Raw genomic sequence first — 18,983 nt, 5'->3', positions numbered from 1 at the left:
CCTGATCGATCGTGCTGACGCGGGCGTAGCCGTAAGCGGTCATGAATTGTCTCGCGAGGCTCTAGATGCCTCCACGTTATCGTATCAGAATGCCAGAAATAATCCTATTGAAACGGAGAAACCGTCTCACGCCAAAGCCTCGTTGGGGTATACCCAAAAGTGCAAAATCCCGGCTGGCTGCGACCCCTTGACTCCGTACCATGGTACAGAGCGGATAAGTCTTCAAGAAGGACTTTGTCATGCGCATCCTCACCATCGCGGCGGCCGCCCGTGCTGCCAAAGTCAATGTCGAGACGATCCGTTTCTATGAACGGCGCGGGCTGATTGCGCAGCCTGCCCGCCCGCAACAAGGAGCGCGACATTACCCTGATGAGACTATCGCGCGCCTGCGCTTCATCCGTGAGGCGCAAGCGCTTGGTTTCACCCTCACAGAAATCACCGAGTTGCTTGACCTCCGCACCGATCCCGCCGCTGACTGTGCGGATGTCCGCAGCCGCGCCGTCACCCGCCGCGAGGATGTGCGCACAAAAATCGCACAACTTGAACGCATCGGTATGGCGCTGGATGCGCTGATCGCAGCCTGCCCGAGTCGTGGCGCGCTCGGCGCCTGCACGATTCTCGATGCCATCGAACATCCCGGCGCGTGGATGTCTGTCCCATCGCAGACTGATCCGATCCGGCAACGCCAACCGAAAGGAATTTCCCCCATGAAAACCACGACTTTCTCGATCGAAGGAATGCGCTGTGAAGGCTGCGCCGAGACCGTGCGCGGCCTTCTGGAACGCGAGGTCGGCGTGAAGGCGGTCCAGGTCGCGCACGCACCGGGTCGTGCACGCGTGCTGTTTGACCCCGCGATCATTGATGAGGGTCGTCTTACAGCGACGATCGAGCGGCCGGGTTACCGTGTAACCGCAGCGAAGTAGAGCAGTATGTTCGCGGAGACGATCCTGTTGCCCATCGGGCTTGGCCTGCTCGGCTTCATCGAGCCTTGCACGCTGGGCAGCACGCTGATCTTCCTCAAGTTCCTCGAAGACAAGAGCGCCGCCCGGAAGCTCGGTGAGACCCTTGGATTCATGTTGGTGCGCGCCCTCGTAATTGGACTGCTCGGCGCTCTCGCCGCGCTGCTTGGCACCTTGTTCCTCGGCGTTCAGAAGGCCCTCTGGATCGCCCTTGGCATCCTCTACGTCGGAATTGGAGTCGCCTACCTCACCAGGCGCATCGCACCGCTGATGATCCGGCTGGGGCCAAGCCTGTCCCAGCTTGCCGGAATGCGCGGTTCGCTCGGCCTTGGCGTGTTGTTCGGCCTCAATATCCCCGCCTGCGCCGCGCCGCTCGTGCTGGCCCTCCTCGCGACCGCCGCGGCGCATGGTGCGGTCGGCGGGTCCATCATGGCCGGATTTCTCTCACTCGTTCTGTTCGGCGTCGCCTTGTCTCTCCCGCTGATCGTCGCCGTTCTGGTCGCACCAGCCCGTGGCGCCATCGATTGGTTTGGAGAACTATCCCGGCGAATCCCGATCATCGTCGGGTTGGTGCTCATCGTCTTTGGTCTCTGGTCGATCCGGGAAGGTGTTTTCGTCTCCATCCGGGCACCAATGCCCGGAATGGCGCTACCGGCGATGACCGGCGTGAAAGGATAAGCGATGGCTACCATAACATCCATGGAACGCTTCTGGACCGAGGAACCCGGCAGTCGGTCGAACCGGCGCAAAATCCGTACCCGGATCGGCGGGTTGCACTGCTCGCTCTGCACCGGCACGATCGAGCAGGCGCTCGGTCGGCTGCCGGGGGTCGAGAAGGTCGCGGTCAGTCTCACCCATGAACAGGCCCTGATCGAGTTCGATCCTGATCGCGCCGATCCAGCGCGTCTGATCCAGACGTTAAGGGATCTCGGCTATACGATCTCCGATCCGACCAGGCTGCGGAGTTTCGAGGAAGAGGAACGCGATCTCGTGCGCGAGGCACGCCGCTTTGTGGCGGCGGTCGGTCTCAGCCTTGCGTCACTGGCCCTGATCGCCCGCACCGGTTCGGTCTGGGGGCTGGCACTCGTAGCCCTGGCGTTCGCAACCTTGACCGGCTTTGTTTTTATTGTGCTCCGTCCCGGTGGTCGAGTGATCGCTTCGGCAGTTGCCACAGGCTTCGCCGTCCTGACCCTGATCCTGTTCGGTCTTCGCGCTGCCGGCGCGCTCGGCGGCACAACGCCCTGGATCACCGCCCTGTTCGCCATCATCCTGGTGTTCGGTGTCGCCCGACATATTCAGGTCATGGCATTCCAGGCATTCCGACGCGGCATTCTCAACCAGCATGTGTTGCTCGAGATCGGCGCCTTTGCCGGGCTGGCGGGCGGAGCGATCGGGCTGGCGATCGATCAACCCGGCTATCCGACCGCCTCCTTCTTTGCGGTCGCGACCATGGTCTGCACCTATCACATCTTCTCGGAGTGGCTGTCGCTGATCGTAAAGACCCGCAGTTCCCAGGCGGTGAAGCGGCTGCTCGACCTGCAACCCGAACTCGCTCGCGTGGTCCGTGACGGTGCCGAGATCGAAATACCGGCAAGCGAGGTCGCGATCGGTGATCTGGTACGGATACGCCCTGGCGAGCGGCTCCCGGTCGACGGAACGGTGATTGATGGACGTTCCGCCGTCGATCAGGCCCTGGTCACCGGCGAGCCCTTGCCCGTGGAGAAAGCAGTGGGTGACGAAGTGGTCGGCGGCTCAATCAACGGCATCGGCACCCTCCTCGTCCGGGTCACCGCCATCGGCGAGGACAGCTTCCTGCGCCGGGTGATCCGGCAAGTCGAGGACGCGCGGGCGCTGAAGCCGGGCGTGTTGCATCTCGTCGATCGTATCCTCCGCGTCTACACAGGGCTATCCCTGCGCTATGGGTATCTCGGCGCCGCTGTCGATTGTCCGTGGCGCCGGCGAGGCCGCCGACCGCGGGATCCTGATGCGTACCGGCGAAGCGTTCCAGACCTTCCGCCAAGTCAGTCACGTTGTACTGGACAAAACCGGCACTCTGACCGAGGGTAAACCAGTCCTCAAGGCAATCCGGCCGGTTGGGAACCATGACGTGGCAAGCCTGCTCGGGCTGGTTGCCGCAGTCGAGGCTACCTCCGAGCATCCATTGGCGAAAGCGCTTGTCGGCGCCGCCTTCGATCGCGACCTTGATCTGCCCACAGTTGCCGAATTTCAGGCAATGCCTGGCAAAGGCATCACGGCCTGGCACCATGGCGCACAAGTGCTGGTGGGCAGCCCTGCTTTCCTCCGCGAGAACGGGATCGATCTTTCACCCATTGAGGCCGATATCAAGATCGAGCAGGAGGCCGGATGCACGGTTATCCTCGCCGCCGAGGATGCGGCGCTCGTTGGCCTGATTTCCCTCGGCGATCGCCTCAAACCGGACGCCAGGAAGGCGATCGACACGCTGCGTGCTGCGGGGGTGAACGTCATCATGCTGACGGGTGACAATGCGACCGCCGCGAAAAAGATCGCTGCCGAGGCCGGAATCGAGACGGTGATCGCCGAGGTATTGCCGCAGGATAAGGCAGCGACGATCCGCGGCCTGCAACGTAACGGCAAGGTTGCCATGGTCGGCGACGGCATCAACGATGCACCGGCGCTGATGCAGGCGGATGTCGGCATCGCCATGGGCAGCGGCACCGACATCGCGATCGAGGCCGCCGATATCGTGATCATGCGGCCGGAATTGACACTTGTGCCGCTGGCTCGGGTAATCAGCGCGCGCAGCTACCGCAAGATGGTGCAGAACGTGGCGCTCGCCTTCTGCTTCAACGGCATCGGCATCCCGCTCGCCGCGACCGGCCTGATCAATCCGGTCTGGGCGATGATCGCCATGGCCGCCAGCGTGACACTGATCTTTATCAATTCCCTGCATGGTCGGGCCAACATCTTCTTCGGCGCTGTCGCAGGGGTTGGTGTCTCGTCGGCTCACGGGGCTCAGCCGCACAGGCCAAAGTCGCGACTTTCAGGGCCATTCGGTGGTTGCCGCAAAACTGGAATTCTCAATGAGGGCTGAGGATCTGATCACATCTCTGGCCCAGGACCTGGAACCGGTCGAACCATTGTCTTCTCCCCGGCGTCAGTTGCTGTCGTGGCTCGGCGTTACGATTCCGGTGCTTGCCCTGATCACCTGGATCATGGGACCGCGCCCCGATCTTGCCGGGAAATTCGGTGAGAGCGGTTTCGTTCTGTCGGAAATGCTCGGCGTCATCACGGCCCTAATCTCGGCCTATGCCGCGTTCTGCGCGGGGCGACCGGATCAGCCAACCTGGAAACTTTGGGTACCCATGTTCGCGATGCTCGTCTGGCTGGGCGATCTCGGACGGCAATACGCGGTTCTGAGCCTTCAGGGAACCGGAGACATGTTGCGCCTGCAACTTGACCCCATGTGCATGCCGGCGATCGCCATTGCGGGACTGATTCCGGCCGGCACGATTGTGATCCTGCTGCGCCGCAGTGCCTCGTTCCGTCGCGAACACACTTGCCTGTGCGGCGCCCTCGCCGCCGGAGCGGCCGCCGAAGTGACGCTTCGCCTCTTTCACAGCTCGGGCAATCTCGCCACGTTGCTCCTGTGGCAGATAGGGAGTGTAATGTTGTTCATCCTGATCGGTTGGTTCGTCTCAAACAAGGTTCTGCGCAATTTCGCTCGCGTTTCACACCACCAGCAAGCTGCTGGCTAGGTAGGGCGTTGTTGCACGGTCGTGTTAGGATTGGGGCCCCTGCCGCCCTGTCTCTGCTTTCCTGCCTTATTATATGCGGTTTGGGAGTCTTCATGATGGGTATGACCGGGATAAAGAAAGACAGCGCGCTGGGCCGGGCTCACTGTCCGAGAAACGACGACATCTCCGTCGACGCAAGTATGCTGGCGTTGCCGAGACTGGCGGGCCAAGCTGGTGGCTGAGGCCGGACTTTCGTGGGGCCAGCGCCTTGCGATCATCGCGATCGTGTTATTTGCAACAAGTTTTCTTGCGATCGCGATCTACGGCGCAATACGCGGTGATACTGCTGCAGCACGACAAATTTCGACCGTTCCGACATCGGAACTATTGGCGCGGCCGGTAAAGCCAAGATCATGATCGCTCGGCCGATGCTCTGGCAAATACTACCCTGCGCGGCCACTTTGCGATCACATTCAAACAGGCAGAGGTTGTCCTTGGCGGTACGGTTGGTTAAGAACTTGGCATGGCGCGGTTTGTCGTCCACCTCCTGCTCGCAACGGTCCTGCTGTTTAGCAGCGTGACGGGTTTCGCCCATTCGGCCACGCATATTTCGGATTTCACGACTCAAAAAATCTATTCGCAGGCTGGGTCATATCGGGAAGCCGGCAGTTTTCATGTGACCAACGCGAACGATTCGTCGCCATGCCTGAGTCCGGTTTGCGGCGCCCAGAACACTGAACCGAATTCCGCTCTCCTGTCCTTACCTTCTATTAACACTTTGCCGACGCGTTTACCTGCAACTGTTGCAAGCCTGTCTGGCATCATACCCGATCAGGAATCCCCCCCTCCCAAGGCCACGATCCGGCAATAATCACCGCTCGGCAGAGCCGACCGACACACGCCGACTTATCCAGACATTTCGCGAAGCCGGAGACCTTTCCGCCGCTGAGTAAGATCAGCGAGGGCCAATGCATCGGCGACGCAAGAAGGCTGGTGGTGGCTTCACTTGGGAACGAGTTTGATGATATGATGCAACGACTGCTATTTTTGGTTTTTTCTTTAATTTTCATGATTTCGACCCTGGTTTCGACGCTCGGGCAGGCTGCAGCCGAAAGTGTGGCCGGACAGACGGCGCGAGCGAGGGGTATCATCCGTCAGCGACACCGACGCTTTGCGGCCGATCTCGATCATGTCAGCTACCTTTGGTGCGTGCCTTACGCGCGGAAACTGTCCCATATTGCGCTGCGCGGTGACGCGTTCCTGTGGTGGGCCGAGGCTGACGGCCGGTATGCTCGGGGTCAACGCCCCGTGATCGGCTCAATTCTGGCGTTCCGCTCCATCTCACGCATGCCGCTCGGACATCTCGCGGTTGTCGTCAGGGTCATCAACAGCCGGGAAATTCTCGTGAACGAGGCAAACTGGGTTCCGGACACCGTGACACGAGAGGTACCCGTGATCGATGTTTCGCCGGACAATACCTGGACCGAGGTACGCCAGTCCACCGGCGCTGACCATTTCGGCCTAAGTTACCCGACCTATGGTTTCATCTATGATCAGGCGCCACGTACGATCATCGCGGGCCGCAACCCGGACACCGAGGTGGCAGAGGCGCCAGCCTTACCGGCTCTCCGGGTCGATGCCCCCAATCGTGCTCTCAAGTGATGCATGCAAGGCCGTCCCGACTTTCCAGCAGATTTGACTTAAACACTAAGCCTGCTGGTTGATGACGAAGGAATAAAATCATGATCGGCAATCAGGTTCTCGGCCGCCGCGTATTGCTTGCCGCGCCGGCGCTCGCTGCTATTCCAGACCTTGCACGGGCAGCCACGACCGGGACTGGCGCGGGCGCGGGTGCGCCAGTCTGCATCGTGCTGAACTCCGGCGGCGCCACCCTCTCAATTATCGATATGGCGACGCGGCGGGTGCTGCGCGAGGAACCCGCCTTCCGCGAACCCAGCCACTGGGCGCTTTCTCCAGACCGCAAGCGGCTGCTGATCGCCGACGCCTCGGGAAATGCGCTATTCTTCCTCGATCCCGCGACGGGCAAGGAACTCGGCCACAAGCTGATCCCCGACCCCTATCAGCTCTGGTTCAGCCCAGACGGCAAATTTCTGACCGTCAACTGCCTGCGCCTCAACCGTGTCGACATCTACCACGCCGACACGCTGAAACTCGCGAAGCGCTTCCGCGTCGGCTCGATGCCCAGCCATCTCAGCTACACGCCCGATTCGCGCACAGTGTTCTGCTCGATGCAGGATTCCGGCACCCTAGTCGCTATTGATCTCGCGACGATGACACCACGCTGGCACGCGAAAGTGGGCAAGACGCCGGCCGGCGTGTTCTGGCATGATGGCGTGGTGCTGGTTGGCATCATGGGTAGCAATAATGTCGCAGTGGTGGATCCGGCGAGCGGCCGGGTGATCCGCCGGATCGTCACTGACAAGGGGGCGCACACCCAGTTTCTCACGCCGGACCGCAAGCAGATCTACGTCACCAACCGGGTGGCGGGATCGCTCTCGGTGCTCGACGCGAAAAGCCTTGCTGTGATGAAACGTATCCCGATGCCTGGCGGTCCCGACGATCTCTGCTTCGCGCCGGACGGCAAATTATGGATTTCACTGCGGTTTTCGTCGCGTGTCGGCGTGTTCGATCCGGCGACCGGCGCGATTGAGCGTATTTCGGTTGGCCGTTCACCTCACGGCATCTTTATATCCACTCTGCTCACTGACGCGCCTGCCCGCGCGGCGATGCGGCTCGCGTGACATGCCCGCATGACACCATCGCTTCTTGAGCGATGAGGCCGATATCCCGCCGCAGTGTGCAGGCCGGCCTTGCCGGCGCATTCTTACCCGTGGGCGGTGGTGCCATCGCATCGTCGGTACCGCCCGCACTCTACAGCAGTGACGGTCAGTACATACAACTCAAGCCGAAACCAGCCGCGCCCTCCCGGCCGATCAAGACCAAGGGCGACAGCCTTATCGACTTCTCCGGATATCGAAGCAAGGTCGTTATCGTTAATTTCTGGGCTACCTGGTGCGCTCCATGCGTCTACGAGATGCCGTCTCTTAATCGACTCGCGGCATCGAACGAGAATAGCGATCTCATCGTGCTTCCTATTGCGGTCGACGACGGTGGAAAGCCGGTGGTCCGGGCGTTCTATCGCCGTCTCGGCCTCACCCATCTGGGCGTGTATGTAGACCCCGACCAGCAGATCGGCTTCTTCTACAGGAACAACCCCAATCATGGGATGTTCCCGCTCTATGCGCTTCCCATAACCTATTTCGTTGACCCACGCGGCCATATCGATGGCTATGTGCCTGGCGTTGTCCGCTGGAATTCGCCCAGGGCAGCCGCGTTGATCCGATATATCGCTGGAACCGTTTGACCTGGTGTCGGGCAGTCACGGTCCGCCTATCTTCTGAAGGTTGATCGCGAGCGTCGCGGCCGTCAGCTTTCCCACGTAGATAGACTTGATGATGCCCCGGCGGCCGACGAAGATTGTCGTCGGGACCGCGAAACCGCCAGCACGCGCGAAAAGTTCCGTCGACGGCGATTTTCCGATGGCACCGGCTGGATCCGTCCATACCGGATAACTGACCGGAGCCTGACCGAGAAACGCCTGAACCCGCGATGCCGGCTCGGCGAGGTCGACGCCGACCAGCGCAAAATCTTTCCTGCCATCCTTGGCGTAGGTTCGGCTGAGCAGCGGCATCTCCTCGCGGCAGGGCAGGCACCATGTGGCCCAGATATTGACGACCGCCGCCCTGCCCCGCAGCGCGGCAAGGTTCACCTGTCGTCCATCAATGGTGACGAAACCGTAATGCGGCAGGCGACTGCCCACATGTAGCCGATCGGCTGGCGCGAACTGCCCGATCGTCGCCAGCGACACGATATAGAGGGCAGAAAGCGGCACGCCGACGGCACCGATCAGCCGCACTTCCGGTAGCGACAGGCGGCGCCGCCGGATCATCCATCCGAGATAGGCGATCGCGAAGACGAATCCGCCCCATACGGCGTATCCGGGCTGCCAGAAATAAAACGCATCGAGGAAATGGCGCCGATATGCTGAAAAATGCTCGACTACATAAACGACGCGGGCGCCGATGACGCCGACCATGAACATCCGCTCCACCTGGCCACCGAGCGCGCCCTCGCGGCCGCTCCACCGCCGACCGAGTCGGTTGGTCAACCAGATCATCAGGATGGCGAAGGCCAGCAGCGCCAAGCGGGGAGTCTGTATCAGCAGGCCCCCGAGGCTGATGACGGGCGGCATTCTATTTGCCGGCCACTTCCGGCTTGACGAATTTCAGCGTCATGTCATCGGCAGGGCCGATCGCCTTGTACTTGGCGCGGTCTTTGGTGCCGTTCATGAGCATTGGCGGCAGGTCGAAGACCGGAATGTTCCGCGGATCTTTCGGATTTGCGCTGATATCGGACGTGCCCGCGAGGTGGAAGCCAGCGCGCTCCGCCTGTTCGACGACAAACGCCTGCGGCAAGCGGGCGAGCTTGAAGCTCTGCGTTACCGGCATCGAAGCGGGTGCGCGATGCGCGACAACACCCAGAATGCCGCCCGGCTTCAACGTCTGGAAGGCGTTGCGGAAAAAGCGGTCGATGACCGCATCCGTCACGTCGCCGTGTACGTTGGCATAGATCAAATCGTGCATGTTTAGGAAGGTCAGGATCATGTTGGCCGAATCCGGTGCGCCGAGCGCCATGTAGGCCGGTGGCTCGAAAGGTTCGCGCCGGACGCGGCCATAAACCGCCGGATCGGATGCCAGTTTCTGCTTGAACTTGATCGCCTGCTGCCGGGAGAACGGGTTGGGACTGCTTGCCGCCGGTGTCGCCTCGATCAGCTTGCCACGATTGTGGAGGAAGGGAGCGAGGATTTCGGTGTACCATCCGGCACCGGGCAAAACCTCGACGACCGTCATGTTCGGGCGGATGCCGAAGAATTCGAGTGTTTTCAACGGATGGCGGTAGCGGTCGCGTTTGACGAAGGCCGGCGTCCGCTGCGGGCCGTTGATCGCCTTCACGAGCGCGTCCTTTACCGGCGTGGGCGTTGCGGCCGATCCGGGTTTTGCCAGGACGGCAAGCAAAGGCAGCAGGATCGCCAGGGCGGCAAATGATTTTTTCACGATATACCCTTCTATTTTTGCAGGACAAAGCTAGGAATGATAAGAAAGATCCGATGTCAGTGTGACCGGCGGCAGGCATATGCCCTTGTTGCTGCACGACTGCACGGTCACGACCAGGACAAGACTTCCGGTTGACTTAAGTCGAGCCAACGTCTCCTTTGGAATCGATGCTTTCAGGATCGTGGCATCGTCATAGACGCGGATCGCCGTGCCCTCCAGGACGATGTGGCTGTTCCGGCCGCGTGGGTAAGCGATGTCGAGCGCCGCTGCCTTGCCTTTGATCGTCGCCTTCTCCGATGTCGGTATCAGAAAAGGCAGTGACGCCGGATTGGCGTTGACGTGCCAGCCCTTCCTGATGTCGAGACGGACCAAGACCGAAGAAGAAGTGGACGCTCCTCGAACCGGCGAGATCCAGGCGGTCACATGCACCTTGTCGGCGCTGGTCGGCATATGAAAACCGGAGATTTTGCTGGACGATCCGTTCGTGGCAACTGCGGCCGATTGTGTTGAATTCGCAGCGGAAGGCGCATGACCCGCATATCTGCCGCCGGCGAGAATCGCGAAGACGGCGACGATCATCGCGGCAATGTACCAATATCTGCGTGTCATCCTGTGGCGTCAGTCCTGAATTCCGTGTTGCGGTCTATGGCGGTGATCAGCGTGGCAGAGGTGAACAATCCCCTGAGCACCTTCGTAATTCTACCGTTGGCGTTCCGGACTTCTGCAAATGGCAAGCCGGCCCCTCCATCTTTTACAAGCATCCGCTCGAAAGCCTGATTGGGCCGCGTCAGATCGACCCGCAGGGCGATGAGATGCACGCTTCGCGCCACCCTCACGACCGCAGGATCAGCGTAAACGGTCTTTTCAAGGATCTTGCAGTTGATGCACCAGGCGGCGGTGTACTCTACCAGTACTGGGCGATGCATGTGTCGCGCCGCTACGAGTCGCGTTTCGGTGAATGCCTGCCAATGCAGTGGACCGCCCCGCGATGGCATGAGCAGGCCGCCGGCAAGCGCCGTCGACAGCCCCAGCGCCGCAGCTCCGACGGCCACGGCCCGGACGCCCCTGGAGCTTCGGCGTGCGATGGTCACACCGGCCCAGACAGCAAGCCCGAATGCCCAGGCGCGCCACAGCCACAAGGTCAAATTTTGTGGCAACAGGCTCTGCATGAAGAAAACGGCACCAGCGAGAAGCAGGAACGCGAGCGCCTGGCGCAATCGGGCCGACCACTCGCCTGCTTTCGGCAGACGGGCGAGCAAGGACGGGCGCAGCAGAATCACGACATAGGGAAACGCCAGGCCGAGGCCGACAAACAGAAATACCGACATCAGGACGATCGGCGCCCTAGTGATGGCGAAGGCCAGAACGCCGCCAAGGAACGGGCCCGTGCAGGGTGTGGAAAGCACGGCTGCCAGGGCGCCGGATAACAGCGGTTCCATATGCCGGCCGCCACCCACGCGGTGGGCAAAGGCAGGAACCGGCATGTCGATGTCGAAAAATATCATCCCTGCGAATCCGACCATCAGCGCCACGAGAAAGGCGATGGCCGCAGGAGACTGGAACATGGTTCCCCAGGTCCAGTGCAGCAGCGCGCTGAGCCCCCCAATCGCGAGGAAGAGCAACATGGTCCCCGACAGGAAAGCGATCGCCGCCTCCACCCGGCGCTGGGGCGAAGCACCCGCATGATGAAGAATCGTGCGGATCTTCAACGGTATGACCGGCAGAACGCAGGGGGTCAGGTTGAGCAGCGTGCCGGCGAGGAACGCAAGAATGAGTTCACTCCAAAGCCCGGGCAGTGGTGCCAATGCGGGTTCGCCCTAAACCGCTATGCTCTGATAGCGAAACTCGGTCATCATGCCGGCCATCATGTGGTAGAGGTTGTGGCAGTGAAACGCCCAACGACCGGGATTGTCGGCATCGAAGGCGATGCGGACGCTGCTTCCCATCCGGCCCGGCACGAGCACCGTATCGCGCACCGCGCCGGCGATCGGTTTGCCGTCGAGCGCCACCACCTGAAACGCATGGCCGTGCAGATGCATCGGATGCGGCATCATCGAGCGATTGACTATTTCGATTTCGACGCGTTGCCCTTTCGTAAGCATCAGTGGCTCGATATGGGGCCAGTATTGATCGTTCAGGCCCCAGACATAGGGCTTCATCCCGCCAGACAGAACGATACGGTGCATCAGGTCGGCCTTGCGGCTGACGAGCGGACGCATCGCCGACAACTGCGTCTCAAGGCTGTTATCGACAGGTTGGGCCTGATCGAGTCCCTTTTCGTCAATTCGGACGATCCGCGCCCCTTTTGTCGCGAGCACGACGCCGGTGCGCCGTCGAGATCCTTCCAGGCGCGCCAGAACCGGGAATGCGCCGGAGTCGGGCAAATCAATCAAAATATCGAGGCGCTGCGCGATCGCGATCGGAAAACGGCGGCCCGGCACCGGGCGTACCGCATGGCCATCGACGGCGACGATCTTGCCGGTGAGGACGCCGAGGTCAATCCAGAACTGGCTCGACGACGAGCCATTGATGATCCGCAACATCACGCGCCCCCGGGGTTGCACGCGCACGATTTCGGGATCGGCCAGGGTCCGTTCGTTGGCCAGATAGGCGTCATAGTCGATGTCGTTGAGGTCCATCGGCATCCCGCCCATGCCACCCATGGCCGTGCCCCCGGCATTGTCGCCGGGTTTCATCATCATGCCACCCATGGAGGATCCGCTCTCCATCTTCATGCCCCGCATGTCCCGGGATCGGCCCAGCATGTTCCCGGAAGACTCCGGAGCGGCGACATTTTCGGCCTGACGCACCATCGCATGGATGGACGCGGTGGTCTGCCCGGTCAGGCCGGCGAGCAATTCGTCCGGTGCCCTGAAGCTGAAATCATGCAGCATCAGCACGATTTCTTGCCGGTCCTCGCGCAGTTCCGTTGCGGAATGCACGATCAGCGGCGCGGTCATCAGGCTCTGTTCTTGCATCCCCTGGTGCGAATGCATCCAGAAAGTGCCGGAGATCGGCGCGTAATCATAGGCATGAGTCGCACCGGCCGCAATCGGCGGGGTCTGCGGCCAGGGGAAGCCATCCTGGGTCCAGGGCGGCAATTGACCGTGCCAATGGATGATCGTGCTCGTGGTGGTGCGGTTGACCAGATCGACCCGGAATCGTTCGTTCGGCGCGAGAAAAATGCCGGCCTTGCCGTCCGGTCCCGTCAGCCGGAACATCTTCGCGGCCTTGCCCTTCACATCGAGGATACGATAATCCGCGACAAGCCGCTTCGCCGGTGGTGTGGTCGCCGCTGCAATCCGCGGCAGGGCGGGTAGAGTGCCGGCCGCGGCCGCAGTCTGCAATACGCGGCGCCGAGACAGATCGATCATTGTCCTTGTCCTTGTCCTTGTCCTTGGATGGGTGTCCGACACTTCGCCGCCACTGCGTTTACGTCCGGGCGTCCCGAAATGTCAGTGGATTTTGTAGCCTTCGGCCTCGATGGCCTTGATCACGGCCTCAGCCGGGATCGTTGCCGTGTTTCCGCCGATCTTGATGATCCCCTGGCCGAGATCGACCGTGACATCCGCTGCCGGCGCTACGGTATGAACCGCTTCGGTCACCGCCCGGATGCAGTGGCCGCAGGTCATTCCCTCAACTTTGAATTCGAGCATTGCGGTCTCCATTGTGCCGGCGATCAGAGAGAATTCCGATCGCCCTGGTTTTCGTCACCAAGGTCATTCGGCAACACCACATCGATACGGGTTCCCACCATGGCAAAGTCAAACAGCGGCCGTAATGTGTTCTGTTCTCCCCTTGACCTTCCTACCATGGGAATGGCCAATAAAAGGCTGAAGGGTGAAGCATATGAAGAATGAAGCCATGACGGCACCGCGCATCGCCGATGCGCGGATGGCCAGTGAGACCGAGAAACGACATGTCGCTCTGTGGATCGAAGGAATGACCTGTGCCTCTTGTGTCGGACGCGTGGAGCGGGCGATCCAACGCGTGCCGGGGGTTGCGGAGGTTTCGGTCAATCTCGGCTCCGAGCAGGCACGGGTCGTTTTTACCGATGCTCATCCCGCCGATATCGGCGACGTCGCCACTGCGGTGGAAAAGGCCGGCTATGGTGTCGCAACTCGCAATCTCGAACTCGCGATCGAAGGCATGACCTGCGCCTCCTGCGTCGGGCGAGTGGAGCGCGCGCTGCGCAAGGTACCGGGCGTCACACGGGTCGCGGTCAACCTCTCGAACGAGACGGCGCGGGTGAGTGGCATTGGTCTCGACGAAGCTGTGTTGATCGACGCAGTGGAACGTGCCGGTTATGGCGCCCAACCGGGCGGGCTCGCCGGCTCCGATGACGACATCAAGCAACAGGAATCCCGCCGGGCGCTGATTCATGTCGGGTTCGCCGCCGTGCTTACCGCGCCGCTGTTCGTTGCAATGATCCTGCACATGACGGGCAGTTCCGCCGGCATTCCCGGCTGGGCGCAACTCGCCCTGGCAACTCCCGTGCAATTTTGGCTAGGTTGGCGCTTCTACCGGGCCGGCTGGAAAGCGGTTCGCGCCGGAACGGGCAACATGGATCTGCTGGTCGCCCTCGGCACCTCGGCGGCATACGGGCTCAGCCTCTGGCTGCTGGTCCGCGCCTGGATGGCGGGCTTGGTGCCAACAGCGCTCTATTTTGACTCATCGACGATAGTAATCACCCTGATCCTGTTCGGCAAATGGTTGGAAGCACGAGGCAAGCGACAGACCGGCGAGGCGCTACGGGCGCTTACCGCACTGCGTCCCGAACATGCACGTCTGCGCGAAGTCGACGGCACAGAACGCGAGGTACCGGTCGGGCGGGTTGCTGTAGGTGATATTGTAATCGTTCGTCCCGGTGAACGTATTCCGGTGGATGGTGTGATTCGCGAGGGCGAGAGTGCTGCCGACGAGTCCATGCTGACCGGCGAGAGCCTCCCTGTACCGAAAAGCGCTGGCAACAAGGTGATCGGCGGTGCGATCAATGGAGAAGGGCGGCTCATCGTCGAAACAAGCGCTGTCGGCGCGGAATCAGCACTCGCCCGCATCGTTCAGATGGTCGAGTGCGCGCAGGCAGCGAAGGCGCCGATCCAGAAGCTGGTCGACCGGGTTGCCGCAGTGTTCGTACCTGTCGTTCTGGCCATCGCTGCGGTGACTTTCCTCACTTGGTGGCTCACGACCGGCCATGTCGAACACGCAATTCTGGCGGCGGTCGCTGTGCTGGTGATCGCCTGCCCGTGCTCGCTCGGACTGGCGACGCCGACCGCCGTGATGGCGGGCACCGGGGTCGCCGCCAAGCACGGCATCCTGATCAAGGATGCCGAAACCCTGGAAATCGCACACCGGATCGACACCGTGGCATTCGACAAGACGGGCACCCTGACCGAAGGCAATCCGTCGGTTGTCGCCCTCGAAGCGGCGGACGGCATTCCGGCCACGGAGGTACTGCGGCTCGCAGCTGCGGTTCAGCAGGACAGTGAGCATCCGCTCGCCAAGGCGGTGCGCACACGGGCGCAAACGGATGGCGTTCGTCCGCCGGCCGTCATCGAAGCACGAGCTTTGCCCGGTCGTGGCATGAAAGCCACCATCGAGGGCCGGGAATTGATCGTCGGATCGAGCCGGATAATCGAAGAAAACGGTCTCAATGCCCGGGCGCTTTCTGCTCGCGCGGCGGAACTTGAGGACGAGGGGCGGACCGTGTCCTGGCTGGTCGAGACGGCGCCGCGCCCGCGCATCCTCGGCCTGCTTGGCTTCGGTGACGCCCTCAAACCCTCGGCGCGGCAGGCGGTTGCCGCCTTGCACGCCCAGGGGTTGCGCGTCGCGATGCTGACCGGCGACAATCCGGGGAGCGCACGGGTTGCCGCACACGCGCTCGGCATCGATGACGTTCAGGCGGAAATCCTGCCCGAGCACAAAGCCGAGGCAATACGCGCCCTGCAGCGGGGCGACCGTGTCGTCGCCATGGTGGGGGACGGCGTGAACGATGCGCCGGCGCTCGCCGAGGCCGATCTTGGCATCGCCATGGGAACCGGCTCCGATGTTGCGATGCATACCGCCGGGATGACCCTGATGCGCGGAGACCCGGCACTGGTCGCGGACGCGATCGACATCTCCCGCCGCACTTTCTCGAAGATCCGTCAGGGCCTGTTCTGGGCCTTCTTCTACAACGTGGTAGGCATTCCACTCGCGGCCCTCGGCTATCTCAGCCCGGTAATCGCTGGCGCGGCCATGGCGTTCTCCAGCGTCAGCGTCGTCTCCAACGCGCTGCTGCTGCGCCGCTGGAAGCCGGCCGGACGCGATATCCCGACCGTCGTGCCGGAACTCTACACCCAACCCGCAGGCGCCAGTCCGCCAATCCGGAAAGCCGCGTGAAATTATGCGCAATCTTCAGATCGGCGAGGCCATTATGCCGACCATCATCAGCGACGCAGCCAAACAATCCGGCGTCTCCGCAAAAATGATCCGCTACTATGAGGGCATCGGGCTTTTGCCGCAGGTTGACCGCACCGAAAGCAACTATCGAACCTATACTGAAAGCGATATCCACACGCTGCGTTTCATCCGGCGGGCGCGTGATCTCGGCTACTCGATCTCGGATATCAAACGCCTGCTCTCGCTGTGGCGCGATCGGGGGCGCGCCAGTGCCGATGTGAAGCGCATCGCGCTCGATCACGCCGAATCTCTTCGCCACAAGATCGCCAGCATGGAAGCGATGCTGCGGGCTGTCGAGCACCTCGCCGATCATTGCCGCGGTGATCACCAGCCGGACTGCCCGATCATGGACGATCTGGCGGTGGGACCTACGGCACCGGGCGCAGGCGCCCGCGCCAGGCGAGGCGCACACAGCAGGAACGCTCCTCAAAAAGGAGTACATGCATGATCCCATCCTGGCTTACGATCGTCTCGATCCTCTCGCTGATCGCCGCATTCGCATCCGCCGCCCTGATCATCATTGATCTTCGCAAACGACCTCAGCCGATGGCGGTGATGAACCCGGTCTGGCCGATTACAGCACTCTATTTCGGGCCGATCGGTCTCTGGGCCTATTATGCGCTCGGCCGCGCCGCGAGGCCACAATCCGCCAAAATGTCGGGACATGGCGGCCATCACCATCACGGTGAATCGGATCAACCCTTCTGGGTCTCCACCTTCGTCGGCTCGACTCATTGCGGCGCCGGCTGCACACTCGGCGACATCATCGCGGAGTTTTTGGTCTTCTTCACCGGCGCCACCTTTGTCGGCTCGACCTTCGGCACCGAACTCGTGCTCGACTACCTATTTGCCTTCACCCTGGGCATAGCTTTCCAGTATTTTTCAATCGCGCCGATGCGCGGCCTTGGCTTGAAGGATGGGATCATCGCTGCGGTCAAGGCGGATTTCCTGTCGCTCACCGCCTTTGAAGTCGGGTTGTTTGGCTGGATGGCGCTGATGCGCTTCGTGTTTTCCGATCCGCATTTGCACCCCGACAGCCCAGTCTACTGGTTCATGATGCAGATCGGCATGATTATCGGCTTCGCCACCACCTACCCGATGAACTGGTTCCTCGTCCGCGCCGGCCTCAAAGAGGTTATGTAGCCAGTTTTATACCATTGTCGCCGAGGTCGAATGAACCACTGGCATCATCCGCGCGAACGTGACCTGTGCGGCTGAGCGGAACAGAAAAGCGGCATAAGGCGGTGCAAAATACCCACTTGTGCGAAACTCCTAAGTCTCGCACACCCCCTCTGACAAAAGGGGCACGATTTTGCGGAGCGGCCGCCAGGTCTTACTATCGAGCACGGGCCGCCGATGAAACAGCTACACCTACATATATCCCTTGCTGGCTCAGGTCGAAGTCGGCTGGGTTACGTTGACGCGGAGCCAATCGGCCAACCGGCTGAATTCGAACGTACCGGTCTCATAAAGGTTGATTATAAAAGCGTAGGTTGCGGCGGCTTCCGCCGTGATATGGGTGCCGTTGATCGCAAGGAAAGTATAGGTGGTGGCGAAGGCGGTGCGCTTATTGCCGTCGATGAATGGGTGGTTCTGCGGCATGCTCTCCCACAATGCGGCGGCTTCCTCAATCAAATCGGCATAATATCCCGTCTGGGGACGGAACAAGGCCGCTTCCAGCAAGCCGCGATCCCGCACGCCGGCAGCGCCGCCGTAGCGGTCGATCTGATCGGCATGGATGGCAAGAACTTCAATGACGGTCGGATAGTCCGTCATTCAGCCAGCTTCTTGTAAAGCGCTCCGAATTTCGCATGGCTCGCCTGGTAAGCGGCCATGACATCGGCACGGGGTTTACCCTGCTTCCGCTTTTCGACCAGATCGGCCAACGCTTCATCGACAAGCGCCTGAATCTGGCGCCCCTCGCTTTCCGCGAGGCTGCGTAGGGCGGACAGAATTTCCGAATTCACCTGGGTCGCGAATTTCTCGCGCGCTTGGGCGGCCATGCCACACCTCCATTCTTCTCTTTTTAACTTATCATGATTTGTCATGAAATATCAAGGTACGAGATTAGGGAGAGAAAACGCTAGGATCATCCCCGGTTGGCCATGAGCCGCCTCTGTCTGTTCCGATCATTGAGTTCGCAGCCTATCTCTCCATCTCCATGCCCCTGTCACGGCCGCGCTCGAGCTGTTTCTGGGCTGCGGCCTGCTTCTCGCGGGCGGCCTCCCGGGCCTTGGCCAGTTCGGCGGCCCGCTGCCGTGACCGCTCGAGAGCTTTCTGCCGCGCCCGTTCCAGGCTGATGTCGCTCACCGGCATTTCCCGCTGCTGTCCGGGCTCATGCGCCGCCTCCCGCGCCAGCAGGCTGCGCGCTGTCTGCCGCTCCGCCCAGCGTGACCAGGCGGCGGACAGCTTGTCCCGGTCATCGGTGATGATTCTGAGCCCGGAGCGCTCCCGCGACGCCGCCACATAGGCAGTCTGGGCTGTCGCCACCCGGCCGGCCTCACCCACCACGATCGTCCGCTCCACCGTCGCCCCCTGGCTGCTGTGGATGGTCCGGCAATAACCATGATCGATCGCCTGTGCCCGGTCCATGCTGATACGGATTTCTGCGCCGGCATCACTGCGCACCAGCGCCTCGCCCCGTGCCCGGTCCAGCCCGGTCACCATCCCGCCCATGCCGTTGTTGACGCCAAGAGCTCGGTCGTTCTCCCGGAACACGATCCGCTCGCCCT

General features: G+C 61.6%; 19 protein-coding genes and 2 pseudogenes. 11 read left to right on the top strand and 10 right to left on the bottom strand.

Going from position 1 to position 18,983, the window contains the following annotated elements; translation table 11 throughout:
- Window positions 1–239: 239 nt before the first annotated feature.
- The 5 genes and pseudogenes from B7Z76_RS14025 (at window position 240) to B7Z76_RS14005 (ending at window position 4,696) form a co-directional block, all read left to right on the top strand.
- Entirely contained in the window at window positions 240–923 is a 684-nt protein-coding gene (locus tag B7Z76_RS14025; RefSeq protein ID WP_291344714.1) for a MerR family transcriptional regulator, read from the top strand.
- A 27-nt stretch (window positions 924–950) separates the two neighbouring features.
- Window positions 951–1,637, top strand: coding sequence for a cytochrome c biogenesis protein CcdA (locus B7Z76_RS14020; protein WP_291344712.1), 687 nt, complete (start codon window positions 951–953; stop codon window positions 1,635–1,637).
- Between the two features lie 3 nt (window positions 1,638–1,640).
- Window positions 1,641–2,813: pseudogene (locus tag B7Z76_RS14015) on the top strand (cation transporter); the annotation flags it as partial.
- Window positions 2,814–2,877: 64 nt separating this feature from the next.
- Window positions 2,878–4,032 (top strand): cation-translocating P-type ATPase, encoded by a 1,155-nt coding sequence (locus B7Z76_RS14010; protein WP_291344711.1) that lies wholly within the window; start codon window positions 2,878–2,880, stop codon window positions 4,030–4,032.
- Complete coding sequence (locus tag B7Z76_RS14005) at window positions 4,022–4,696, top strand: NrsF family protein (protein ID WP_291344709.1); 675 nt, start codon at window positions 4,022–4,024, stop codon at window positions 4,694–4,696. The genes B7Z76_RS14010 and B7Z76_RS14005 overlap by 11 nt, the downstream gene beginning before the upstream one ends.
- Before the next feature lie 253 nt (window positions 4,697–4,949).
- On the opposite strand, the gene B7Z76_RS14000 is transcribed toward B7Z76_RS14005, so the two are convergent.
- The gene (locus B7Z76_RS14000) at window positions 4,950–5,270 is read right to left on the bottom strand and encodes a hypothetical protein (protein WP_291344707.1); all 321 of its coding nucleotides are present in this window, start codon (window positions 5,268–5,270) and stop codon (window positions 4,950–4,952) included.
- Window positions 5,271–5,701: 431 nt separating this feature from the next.
- Between B7Z76_RS14000 and B7Z76_RS13995 the strand changes: the two genes are divergently transcribed.
- From B7Z76_RS13995 to B7Z76_RS13985, 3 genes are all read left to right on the top strand, one after another.
- A complete protein-coding gene (locus tag B7Z76_RS13995; protein ID WP_291344705.1) occupies window positions 5,702–6,337 on the top strand; it encodes a CHAP domain-containing protein in 636 nt (211 codons plus the stop codon).
- A gap of 80 nt (window positions 6,338–6,417) precedes the next feature.
- Window positions 6,418–7,437 carry a hypothetical protein gene (locus B7Z76_RS13990; protein ID WP_291344703.1) on the top strand — a complete coding sequence of 340 codons (1,020 nt, stop codon included), beginning with the start codon at window positions 6,418–6,420 and terminating at the stop codon, window positions 7,435–7,437.
- 56 nt (window positions 7,438–7,493) lie between these two features.
- Window positions 7,494–8,060, top strand: coding sequence for a TlpA disulfide reductase family protein (locus tag B7Z76_RS13985; RefSeq protein WP_291344701.1), 567 nt, complete (start codon window positions 7,494–7,496; stop codon window positions 8,058–8,060).
- Window positions 8,061–8,075: 15 nt separating this feature from the next.
- Here B7Z76_RS13985 and B7Z76_RS13980 read toward each other — a convergent pair whose 3' ends face one another.
- The 6 genes from B7Z76_RS13980 to B7Z76_RS13955 all read right to left on the bottom strand — a co-directional run bounded on the left by B7Z76_RS13980 (window position 8,076) and on the right by B7Z76_RS13955 (window position 13,466).
- A complete protein-coding gene (locus tag B7Z76_RS13980) occupies window positions 8,076–8,900 on the bottom strand; it encodes a TlpA family protein disulfide reductase (protein WP_291344699.1) in 825 nt (274 codons plus the stop codon).
- 49 nt (window positions 8,901–8,949) lie between these two features.
- A complete protein-coding gene (locus B7Z76_RS13975; protein WP_291344697.1) occupies window positions 8,950–9,708 on the bottom strand; it encodes a class I SAM-dependent methyltransferase in 759 nt (252 codons plus the stop codon).
- Window positions 9,709–9,840: 132 nt separating this feature from the next.
- A complete protein-coding gene (locus tag B7Z76_RS13970) occupies window positions 9,841–10,389 on the bottom strand; it encodes a protein-disulfide reductase DsbD domain-containing protein (protein WP_291344695.1) in 549 nt (182 codons plus the stop codon).
- 26 nt (window positions 10,390–10,415) lie between these two features.
- Window positions 10,416–11,615 (bottom strand): protein-disulfide reductase DsbD, encoded by a 1,200-nt coding sequence (locus B7Z76_RS13965; protein ID WP_291344693.1) that lies wholly within the window; start codon window positions 11,613–11,615, stop codon window positions 10,416–10,418.
- 12 nt (window positions 11,616–11,627) lie between these two features.
- Entirely contained in the window at window positions 11,628–13,184 is a 1,557-nt protein-coding gene (locus B7Z76_RS13960) for a multicopper oxidase family protein (protein ID WP_291344691.1), read from the bottom strand.
- Between the two features lie 81 nt (window positions 13,185–13,265).
- On the bottom strand, window positions 13,266–13,466 hold the full coding sequence (locus B7Z76_RS13955) for a heavy-metal-associated domain-containing protein (RefSeq protein WP_291344689.1): 201 nt from the start codon (window positions 13,464–13,466) through the stop codon (window positions 13,266–13,268).
- 193 nt (window positions 13,467–13,659) lie between these two features.
- Between B7Z76_RS13955 and B7Z76_RS13950 the strand changes: the two genes are divergently transcribed.
- The 3 genes from B7Z76_RS13950 to B7Z76_RS13940 all read left to right on the top strand — a co-directional run bounded on the left by B7Z76_RS13950 (window position 13,660) and on the right by B7Z76_RS13940 (window position 17,394).
- A complete protein-coding gene (locus B7Z76_RS13950; protein ID WP_291344687.1) occupies window positions 13,660–16,191 on the top strand; it encodes a heavy metal translocating P-type ATPase in 2,532 nt (843 codons plus the stop codon).
- A gap of 4 nt (window positions 16,192–16,195) precedes the next feature.
- Window positions 16,196–16,699 carry a Cu(I)-responsive transcriptional regulator gene (gene cueR / locus B7Z76_RS13945; RefSeq protein ID WP_291344685.1) on the top strand — a complete coding sequence of 168 codons (504 nt, stop codon included), beginning with the start codon at window positions 16,196–16,198 and terminating at the stop codon, window positions 16,697–16,699.
- A gap of 98 nt (window positions 16,700–16,797) precedes the next feature.
- The gene (locus B7Z76_RS13940) at window positions 16,798–17,394 is read left to right on the top strand and encodes a DUF4396 domain-containing protein (RefSeq protein ID WP_291344683.1); all 597 of its coding nucleotides are present in this window, start codon (window positions 16,798–16,800) and stop codon (window positions 17,392–17,394) included.
- 249 nt (window positions 17,395–17,643) lie between these two features.
- Here the strand turns inward: B7Z76_RS13940 and B7Z76_RS13935 are convergent, their stop codons facing one another.
- The 3 genes and pseudogenes from B7Z76_RS13935 to B7Z76_RS13925 form a co-directional block, all read right to left on the bottom strand.
- The gene (locus tag B7Z76_RS13935) at window positions 17,644–18,027 is read right to left on the bottom strand and encodes a type II toxin-antitoxin system death-on-curing family toxin (protein WP_035187220.1); all 384 of its coding nucleotides are present in this window, start codon (window positions 18,025–18,027) and stop codon (window positions 17,644–17,646) included.
- A complete protein-coding gene (locus B7Z76_RS13930; RefSeq protein WP_035187218.1) occupies window positions 18,024–18,254 on the bottom strand; it encodes a hypothetical protein in 231 nt (76 codons plus the stop codon). The genes B7Z76_RS13935 and B7Z76_RS13930 overlap by 4 nt, the downstream gene beginning before the upstream one ends.
- Window positions 18,255–18,396: 142 nt before the next feature.
- Window positions 18,397–18,983 (bottom strand): annotated as a pseudogene (locus B7Z76_RS13925) (relaxase); the annotation flags it as partial.

Source organism: Acidiphilium sp. 20-67-58 (assembly GCF_002255515.1).
GTDB lineage: Bacteria > Pseudomonadota > Alphaproteobacteria > Acetobacterales > Acetobacteraceae > Acidiphilium.
Note: the sequence above shows the minus strand (reverse complement) of the source record. Positions and strands in the feature narration are given on the sequence as shown.